Below are 8,809 nucleotides of genomic sequence, written 5' to 3' on the forward strand. Positions count from 1 at the left end.
AGGCCAAGGGCAAAGCGAGCAAGGTGGCGCTCGTGGCGGTCATGCGCAAAATGCTGGTGATCCTCAACGCCCGTAAGCGGGACGCCGAGGTGGCCCTCGGCTGCCCCTGACAAGACAGTTGCTACTGGTAACTGCGGCGATTGGCATGCGCGGCTGTTGGTAGGTGTCGACCGTTGGTCGACACGATTTTTCTGTCAGATAACAGTATTCAAAATGGGCTGCGACCCCGTGCCGACCAACGGTCGGCACCCACCATCAGCAGCAGGTCCCGACAGATCCGGTTACGGGGCGTGAGCCGCATGGGCCCGCGGCATGCCTCGGGCGGGTTGGGCAGGACGCCCAACCCCGGTCTTGCCGTGTGCGCAGGAAAGCGCACATGAGCAAGCGGCGACCGGAGCCTACATGGGGGAGGGCGCTTTGCTTGCGAAGCTCTGCTTCGCAAGCGCCCGAACGCACAGCCGCCAGCGGCTGGGCCGGACCGCGGAGCGGGATTCACGGCGTCTCCCGCAACCGGCCCCACTCCGCCATCCCACAGGAAGCCCGCTTCTGCTTCGGCTGTTGCTGTTGAGGTTGCCGGCCAGCGGCCGGCACTACCGCAGGTGCAGGGCTGCAAGCCCTGCCGACCAACACCCTGCTTACGAACGACTGACGTGGCGCTCATGCGCCATGCGCGAGTCTGTCCACTTGGCTGTTCGAGTGGAGGTGGCAACGGTGCACTGGCAAAGCGCACAGGCATACGCATGGCCGTTGGGATTGGCCGTAGTGGTGGGCGGCATCGGCGCGTGGCTGATCCTGTGGATCTACCATCGGCTGAAGGGGCGCGATCGTCGGCGCGCGCGTATCGGGCGTGTGCTCGGGCTGCCGATGGCCACCGCATGGCCGCTGCTGCTGTTGATCCCTGCATTGCAGGCCACGCCGCTGCAGGATCCCGTTCTGGGCAACCTGCAACGGGTGCTGCATATCGCGCTGACCGCGTGCTTCATCTGGCTGCTGGTGCGGGCGGTGGCGGCGGGCGAACGTGCCATCCTGCGCAGCCATCCCATCGATGTCTCCGACAACCTGGAGGCGCGCCGCATCCAGACCCAGACGCGGGTGCTCAGCCGCGTGCTGATGGGCGGCATCATCGTGCTGGGCGCATCGCTGGTGCTGCTGACCTTCCCGATGGTGCAGAAGATCGGCACCGCGCTTCTGGCCTCGGCGGGCCTGATCGGCCTGGTGGCCGGTATCGCCGCAAAGCCCGTGTTCGGCAATCTGATCGCCGGCCTGCAGATCGCAGTGACGCAGCCGATCCGGCTGGATGATGTGGTGATCGTCGAAGGCGAGTGGGGGCGCATCGAGGAGATCGGCAGCAGCTATGTGGTGGTGCGCATCTGGGATGAGCGGCGAATGGTGGTGCCGCTGACCTGGTTCATCGAGAACCCCTTCCAGAACTGGACGCGGCGCAGCGCCGACCTGCTCGGCACCGCGTTCCTGTGGCTGGACTATCGTGCCCCGGTGGCAGCGATCCGTGCCGAGCTGGAACGCATCTGCCGCGGTGAAGCGCTGTGGGATGGCCGGGTCTGCGTGACCCAGGTGATCGAGACCAGCGAGCGCGCGATCCAGGTGCGCCTGCTGGTCAGTGCGCGCAGCTCCGGTGATGCCTTCGATCTGCGCTGCCTGGTGCGCGAACGCATGCTCGATTTCCTCGCGCGCGAGCATCCGCAGTCGCTGCCGCAGGTGCGTGCGCGGCTGCAGCATGCAGACGAACTGGACATGCCGCGCGGTCCACGTGCGCGCACTGCGGATGTGCGTTCGCCGGGGGCTGAAGACGGTGAGGCGGCGATCGTGCCGGTGGAGCCCGACCAGCCGCTGTAGAGCCGAGCCATGCTCGGCTGCTTTCGATTTTCCGTTGAAGCCGGGCGTGGGCTCGGCTCTACAGAAACACGATCACGGCTCGCCGGCGTCGATCAGGGTGTCGGTGTCGAAGTGCGGCGGGCGTCGCGCGCGGGTGCGCTGTTCGTAGGCGTAGGCCATTTCGATCAGCTTCGGTTCGCTCCAGGCGGTGCCCATGAACAGCAGGCCGACCGGCAGGCCATTGATCTGGCCCATCGGCACGCTGAGGCTGGGATAGCCGGCGACGGCGGCGGCGCTGTAGCTCTCGCCGGGGAAGTCGTCGCCTTCGCTGCGGATCGGCCACGCCACACCGGTGGTCGGCGCCACCAGGGCATCGAGCTGGTGGGCGGCGAGGGCGGCGTCGATGCCTTCCGCGCCGGCCAGCCGGCGCGCATTGCTGCGTGCACGGATATAGGCGGGGTCGGCCAGGCCGGCGGTAGCGTCGGCCGCCACCAGCAGTTCCTGGCCGAAGAGGCCCAGCTCCTGCTTGCTGTGCGCCTGGTTGAAGGCGATCAGGTCGGCCAGGCTGCGTAGTGGCGCGCGATGGGTGCTGAAGTAGCGCTCCAGCCCGGCCTTGAATTCGTACAGCAGCACCGTGCGTTCCGCCTCGGCCCAGGCGCCCTGGTTGGGCAGCTCCACCGGCACCACGAAGGCACCCGCCCGACGCAGCTCGGTGGCCGCCTGTTCGATCAGCGGCGGCATGCCGCGGTATTTCAGCAGCGGTGTCTGCAGCAGGCCGATGCGCTTGCCACGCAGGCCCTGCGGGTCCAGGCGCGCGGTGTAGTCGTACACCGCGCGGCCAGGCATGGTCGCCGTGGCCGGGTCGGCATCGTCGCGGCCGGCGATAGCGGTCAGCACGGCTGCAGCGTCGGCGACGCTGCGGGTCATCGGTCCTGCGGTGTCCTGGCTGAAGGAAATCGGGATGATGCCCTCGCGGCTGACCAGGCCGACGGTCGGCTTGAGGCCGACGATGCCATTGACCGCCGCAGGGCAGACGATGCTGCCGTCGGTTTCGGTGCCGATCGCCACGCTGGCCAGGTTGGCGGCGACCGCCACCGCGCTGCCGCTGCTGGAGCCGCAGGGCGAGTGGCTGAGGCGATAGGGATTGCGGGTCTGGCCGCCGCGTGCGCTCCAGCCGGACACCGAATCGTTGCCGCGGAAATTGGCCCACTCGCTGAGATTGGTCTTGCCCAGCACCACCGCGCCGGCGTCGCGCAGCCGGCGCACCAGGTAGGCGTCGTCCGGGCGGAACCCCTGCAGGGCCAGCGAGCCGGCGCTGGTGGCCATCGGGGCGGCGTTGATGTTGTCCTTCAGCAGTACCGGAATGCCGTGCAGCGGGCCGCGCAGGCGTCCATCACGGCGCTCGCGGTCGCGCGCAGCGGCTTCCTTCAGTGCATCCGGGTTGAGCTCGATCACCGCGCGCAGGCGCGGCCCGGTGCGGTCCAGGGTGGCGATGCGCTGCAGGTAGGCCTGGGTCAGGGTGGTGCTGTCCAGCTCACCGGCGCTCATCCGCGCCTGCAGGTCGGTGACATCGGTTTCGGCGTACGGGAACGGCACGTTGCGGCTCGCGGGTTCGGCCGCATGCGCGCTGGACGCGGCCGGGCTGCAGCCAGCCGAAAGCAGCGCAGGCAGCGCGGCAAGCAGGCAGGTCAGCAGAGGCGGCAAGGACGGGCGCATGGGGCGGCTTGGTCGGCTCCAATCCCCAGTGTAGCCGGTGCTCAGCGGTGGCGCTTGCGCAGGTCGCGGGCGAGGACGTAGACCACGATCAGGTTGATCGCCAGGATCGTCCACGATGGCCAGCCGGGATGGCGGATGATCGCGAAGATGTCAAAAGGCAGGTACAGGGAGGCGGTCAGGCAGCCCAGCCAGGAGGCCCAGGCCTTGGCCCGCCACAGGCCCCAGGCTTCGACCAGGTGCAGCAGGCCGTAGCCGATCATCCCCGCCGCGGCCAGGTGGACCGCGTCGGGGCTGATCATGTGCAGCAGCGAGGGCAGGGTGCCATGGTCCGGATCCAGGCTGAAACGCCGGATCAGGACCATGATGCCGTGCCGCAGCGGCTGCGGTCCGAGCACTTCCAGCCCGGTGGCGGCCAACAGCGCCAGCATCGCCTTGCTCGCTTCGAGCAGGGCGATGACGTGGAGGCCCGGATGCCGGTGCGGATCCGGGTTGTAGCCGCTCTGGTCCACGGGGTGCTGGCTCAGCCGCCGCGCGAAGCCTTCTTGCGGTCGCTTTCGGTCAGGAACTTCTTGCGCAGACGGATCTCCTTGGGGGTGATCTCGACCAGCTCGTCGTCTTCGATGAAGTCCAGGGCCTGTTCCAGCGAGTACTTGATCGCCGGGGTCAGCTGGATCGCGTCGTCCTTGCCCGAAGCGCGCATGTTGGTCAGCGGCTTGGTCTTGATCGCGTTGACGGTCAGATCGTTGTCCTTGGAGTGGATGCCGACCAGCTGGCCTTCATACACGTTGTCGCCTTCGGCAGCGAAGAGCTTGCCGCGCTCCTGCAGCGGACCCAGCGAGTAGGCGGGAGTGACGCCCGGCGCATTGGCGATCATCACGCCGTTGATGCGCTTGGCGATCGCGCCCTGTTCCTTCGGACCGTAATGGTCGAACACGTGGAACAGCAGGCCCGAACCCTGGGTCAGGGTCTTGAACTCGTTCTGGAAACCGATCAGGCCACGGGCCGGGATCTGGTATTCCAGGCGCACACGGCCCTTGCCGTCCGGTTCCATGTTCTTCAGCTGGCCCTTGCGGGTACCCAGCTTTTCCATCACGCCGCCCTGGTGGATTTCTTCGATGTCCACCACCAGCTGCTCGATCGGCTCCATCATCTGGCCGTCGATTTCCTTGATGATCACTTCCGGGCGCGACACCGCCAGCTCGTAGCCTTCACGGCGCATGTTCTCGATCAGCACCGACAGGTGCAGTTCGCCGCGGCCGGAGACCAGGAACTTGTCGGCGTCTTCCAGCTGTTCGACCTTCAGTGCCACGTTGTGGACCTGCTCGCGGTCCAGGCGGTCCTTGATCTGGCGGCTGGTCAGGAACTTGCCACCGGACAGGTCCTTGTTGCCGGCGAACGGCGAGTTGTTGACCTGGAAGGTCATCGAGATGGTCGGCTCGTCGACGGTCAGCGCCGGCAGGGCTTCGGGAGTATCCGGGTGGCACAGGGTGTCGGAGATGGTCAGCTCCGGAATGCCGGAGATGGCCACGATGTCACCGGCCTCGGCCGTCTCCTGCTCGATGCGCTCCAGGCCCAGGAAGCCCAGCACCTGGGCGACCTTGCCGTTGCGCTTCTTGCCTTCACGGTCGATGACGGCGACCTGCATGTTCTTCTTCAGGGTGCCGCGCTGGATGCGGCCGATGCCGATCACGCCCACGAAGTTGTTGTAGTCCAGCTGGCTGATGCGCATCTGGAACGGGCCGTCCGGGTCCACTTCCGGACGCGGGGCGTGCTGCATGATCGCTTCGTACAGCGGGGTCATGTCGCCGTCGCGCACGGTGTCTTCCAAGCCGGCGTAGCCGTTCAGGGCCGAGGCGTAGACGATCGGGAAGTCCAGCTGCTCATTGGTGGCGCCGAGCTTGTCGAACAGGTCGAAGACCTGGTCGATCACCCATTCCGGACGCGCGCCCGGACGGTCGATCTTGTTGACCACGACGATCGGCTTGAAGCCCATCGCGAAGGCCTTCTGGGTGACGAAGCGGGTCTGCGGCATCGGGCCGTCCATCGCATCGACCAGGATCAGCACGGTGTCGACCATCGACAGCACGCGCTCGACCTCACCACCGAAGTCGGCGTGGCCGGGGGTGTCGACGATGTTGATCCGGTTCTTGATGCCGGTCTTCTTGTCTTCCCAGGTGATGGCGGTGTTCTTGGCCAGGATGGTAATGCCGCGTTCCTTTTCCTGGTCGTTGCTGTCCATCACGCGCTCGGCGAGGACGGTACGCTCGGACAGGGTGCCGGACTGCTTCAGCAGCTGGTCGACCAGGGTGGTCTTGCCATGGTCGACGTGGGCGACGATGGCGATGTTGCGAAGATTTTCGATGGACATACGAAAGGGGGCCAGTCGGCGCCGGATTTGGAAAAAGAAGTCCAACATTATACGTCGAACTTGACGATTCGCGAAAAGGTGGATTTCACGCCTGTCACGGGGCCCATTCAGCTGGGCATCCGCCGCCCCGGCCGGGGCCGCCAGGACCCGGCTGCGCGGCTCCCCGTCCGGGGGCTGAAGCGGGGCGCTTCACCAATGGTCGAAGCCGCCGCCGACACGAGGCGGGTGTAAACTAGGTGGCTAGACGCATTCCCCTTTGCATCAAGGATCTTCATGTCCCTCATCGCCACTTTCGACACCACCCAGGGCCCGATCAAGGTCGAGCTGTTCGCCGACAAGGCACCGCTGACCGTGGCCAACTTCGTGAACCTGGTCAAGCACGGCTTCTATGACGGCCTGATCTTCCACCGCGTTATCGCCGACTTCATGATCCAGGGCGGCTGCCCGCAGGGTCGTGGCACCGGCGGCCCGGGCTACAAGTTCGAAGACGAGAAGAATGGCGTGAAGCACGAGGTCGGCTCGCTGTCGATGGCCAACGCCGGCCCGAACACCAACGGCAGCCAGTTCTTCATCACCCACATCAAGACCGATTGGCTGGACGGCCGCCACACCGTCTTCGGCAAGGTCCTGGAAGGCCAGGCGATCGTCGATTCGGTCAAGCAGGGCGACGTGATCCATTCGATTACCCTGGAAGGCGACGTCGACGCCGTGCTGGCCGCCCAGGCCGACCGCGTCGCGGAGTGGAACAAGCACCTCGCCGCCTGATCCCCCTTCGAAACGGCCACCCACGCGTGGCCGTTTCCCTGTTCCCCGCCGCCCGCCAGGCCTGCGTGGCTCTGCCCGCGGCGTCCCATCAAACGCTTGCAAGCAAGAGGAAACCCCCATGAAAGCACCCGTTCGTGTTGCCGTGACCGGCGCCGCCGGCCAGATCGGTTATGCCCTGCTGTTCCGCATCGCCTCCGGCGAAATGCTGGGCAAGGACCAGCCGGTCATCCTGCAGCTGCTGGAACTGCCGGTCGACAAGGCCCAGGCCGCCCTGAAGGGCGTGATGATGGAGCTGGAAGACTGCGCCTTCCCGCTGCTGGCCGGCATGGTCGGCACCGATGATGCCGAAGTCGCGTTCAAGGACGCCGACATCGCCCTGCTGGTTGGCGCACGTCCGCGTGGCCCGGGCATGGAGCGCAAGGACCTGCTGCTGGAAAACGCCAAGATCTTCACCGCCCAGGGCGCGGCGCTGAACAAGGTCGCCAGCCGTGACGTGAAGGTGCTGGTGGTCGGCAACCCGGCCAACACCAATGCCTACATCGCCATGAAGTCGGCCCCGGACCTGAAGCCGGAAAACTTCACCGCCATGCTGCGCCTGGACCACAACCGCGCGCTGAGCCAGCTGTCGACCAAGCTCGGCAAGCCGGTCGGTGGCATGGAGAAGCTGGTCGTGTGGGGCAACCACAGCCCGACCATGTACCCGGACTACCGTTTCGCCACCGCCGATGGCGCGTCGATCGCCGATGCGATCAACGACCAGGAATGGAACGCCAACACCTTCATCCCGACCGTGGGCAAGCGCGGCGCGGCGATCATCGAAGCCCGTGGCTCGTCCTCGGCCGCTTCGGCCGCCAACGCTGCCATCGACCACGTGCGTGACTGGGTGCTGGGCAGCAACGGCAAGTGGGTCACCATGGGCGTGCCGTCCGACGGTTCCTACGGCATTCCGGAAGGCGTGATCTTCGGCTTCGCAGTGACCACCGAGAACGGCAAGTACACCCTGGTGAAGGATCTGCCGATCGACGACTTCAGCCAGAAGTACATCGACAAGACCCTGGCCGAGCTGGAAGAAGAGCGCGCCGGCGTTGCCCACCTGCTGGGCTGATGCAGGCGGTACCGGCTCGAGCCGGTACCTCTTTCATCGAGGTGGGTGTCGACCGCTGGTCGGTACATTCCCATCGAGGTAGGTACCGACCGTTGGTCGGTACATTTCCATCAAGGTAGGTACCGACCGTTGGTCGGTACGCAGAACGGGGAAGCTTCGGCTTCCCCGTTTCTGTTTGGACGGATACGGAGCCGCATGATCCACCTGCATTACATCGACGACGCGCTGCTGGTGGCCGAGAAGCCGGCCGGCCTGCTGTCCGTGCCCGGCCGCGGCGCCGAGAACCAGGATTGCGTGGTCGCGCGCCTGCAGGCGCTGTACCCGGATGCGTTGACCGTGCACCGCCTGGACCAGGTGACCTCCGGCCTGCTGCTGCATGCGCGCGGCAAGGACATGCAGGTGGCGTTGTCGATGCAGTTCGAGCAGCGCCAGGTCGGCAAGCGTTATGAAGCGATCGTGGAGGGGCTGCTTGAAGGCGATGCCGGCGACGTGGACCTGCCACTGATCGTGGACTGGCCAAACCGGCCGAAGCAGATGATCGATCACGAACGCGGCAAGCCGGCGCTGACGCGCTGGCGCGTAATGGCGCGTGATGCCGAAGCGCAGCGCACGCGCGTGGCGCTGGAGCCGGTTACTGGCCGCAGCCATCAACTGCGCCTGCACATGGCCAGTCTCGGCCATCCCATCGTTGGCGATGTGCTTTATGACGCCGCGCCTGCGCAGCGCGTGCATCTGCATGCGCGCAGCCTGCGGTTCACCCACCCGGTGACGGGCGAGGCGCTCGCGTTCGAGTCCGCCACTCCGTTCTAGGGGTTCGGCAGGGCTTGCAGCCCTGCATCTGCTACGAACCGGAGCAACGTCAAAGGCCAAGGCGGCTCTGGTCTTCTGCTTGCTGGGCGGGGCGGTGTGGGTTGGCAGGACACGCCGTAAACCCCCCTCCGGGGGCCGGCCCAGCCGCTGGCGGCTGTGCGTTCGGGCGCTTGCAAAGCAGTGCTTCGCAAGCAAAGCGCCCTCACCCATGG

The 8,809-nt window shown here is 66.5% G+C and carries 7 protein-coding genes and 1 pseudogene; 5 read left to right on the forward strand and 3 right to left on the reverse strand.

Annotated features, from left to right (window positions below; genetic code table 11):
- A pseudogene (locus VG561_RS20975) lies at nucleotides 1-110 on the forward strand (IS110 family transposase); the annotation flags it as partial.
- A 556-nt stretch (nucleotides 111-666) separates the two neighbouring features.
- Nucleotides 667-1,854 (forward strand): mechanosensitive ion channel family protein, encoded by a 1,188-nt coding sequence (locus VG561_RS20980; protein ID WP_262093781.1) that lies wholly within the window; start codon nucleotides 667-669, stop codon nucleotides 1,852-1,854.
- Nucleotides 1,855-1,926: 72 nt separating this feature from the next.
- Here the strand turns inward: VG561_RS20980 and VG561_RS20985 are convergent, their stop codons facing one another.
- Genes VG561_RS20985 through typA form a run of 3 tightly spaced genes read right to left on the reverse strand, consistent with a single transcriptional unit; the run spans nucleotide 1,927 to nucleotide 5,917 of the window.
- Entirely contained in the window at nucleotides 1,927-3,549 is a 1,623-nt protein-coding gene (locus VG561_RS20985; protein ID WP_049440294.1) for an amidase, read from the reverse strand.
- Between the two features lie 41 nt (nucleotides 3,550-3,590).
- Nucleotides 3,591-4,058, reverse strand: a complete 468-nt coding sequence (locus tag VG561_RS20990; protein ID WP_032955872.1) for a DUF2127 domain-containing protein — start codon at nucleotides 4,056-4,058, stop codon at nucleotides 3,591-3,593.
- Nucleotides 4,059-4,069: 11 nt separating this feature from the next.
- Entirely contained in the window at nucleotides 4,070-5,917 is a 1,848-nt protein-coding gene (gene typA / locus VG561_RS20995; protein WP_014646062.1) for a translational GTPase TypA, read from the reverse strand.
- A 273-nt stretch (nucleotides 5,918-6,190) separates the two neighbouring features.
- On the opposite strand from typA, the gene VG561_RS21000 reads away from it, so the two are divergent.
- From VG561_RS21000 to VG561_RS21010, 3 genes are all read left to right on the forward strand, one after another.
- Nucleotides 6,191-6,682: a peptidylprolyl isomerase gene (locus VG561_RS21000; RefSeq protein ID WP_005408225.1), complete on the forward strand. Its 492-nt coding sequence runs from the start codon at nucleotides 6,191-6,193 to the stop codon at nucleotides 6,680-6,682.
- A 118-nt stretch (nucleotides 6,683-6,800) separates the two neighbouring features.
- Entirely contained in the window at nucleotides 6,801-7,787 is a 987-nt protein-coding gene (locus tag VG561_RS21005) for a malate dehydrogenase (RefSeq protein WP_004153634.1), read from the forward strand.
- Between the two features lie 195 nt (nucleotides 7,788-7,982).
- Nucleotides 7,983-8,597: an RluA family pseudouridine synthase gene (locus VG561_RS21010; RefSeq protein WP_032955877.1), complete on the forward strand. Its 615-nt coding sequence runs from the start codon at nucleotides 7,983-7,985 to the stop codon at nucleotides 8,595-8,597.
- The last annotated feature ends 212 nt before the right edge of the window (nucleotides 8,598-8,809 follow it).

This window comes from Stenotrophomonas sp. CASM110, from assembly GCF_049384345.1.
GTDB classification, from domain to species: domain Bacteria; phylum Pseudomonadota; class Gammaproteobacteria; order Xanthomonadales; family Xanthomonadaceae; genus Stenotrophomonas; species Stenotrophomonas muris.

Coding starts and splice junctions, on each gene's coding strand:
- VG561_RS20980 (WP_262093781.1), top strand. CDS start 667: ATGCGCGAGTCTGTCCACTTGGCTGTTCGAGTGGAGGTGGCAACGGTG.
- VG561_RS20985 (WP_049440294.1), bottom strand. CDS start 3,549: ATGCGCCCGTCCTTGCCGCCTCTGCTGACCTGCCTGCTTGCCGCGCTG.
- typA (WP_014646062.1), bottom strand. CDS start 5,917: ATGTCCATCGAAAATCTTCGCAACATCGCCATCGTCGCCCACGTCGAC.
- VG561_RS21000 (WP_005408225.1), top strand. CDS start 6,191: ATGTCCCTCATCGCCACTTTCGACACCACCCAGGGCCCGATCAAGGTC.
- VG561_RS21005 (WP_004153634.1), top strand. CDS start 6,801: ATGAAAGCACCCGTTCGTGTTGCCGTGACCGGCGCCGCCGGCCAGATC.
- VG561_RS21010 (WP_032955877.1), top strand. CDS start 7,983: ATGATCCACCTGCATTACATCGACGACGCGCTGCTGGTGGCCGAGAAG.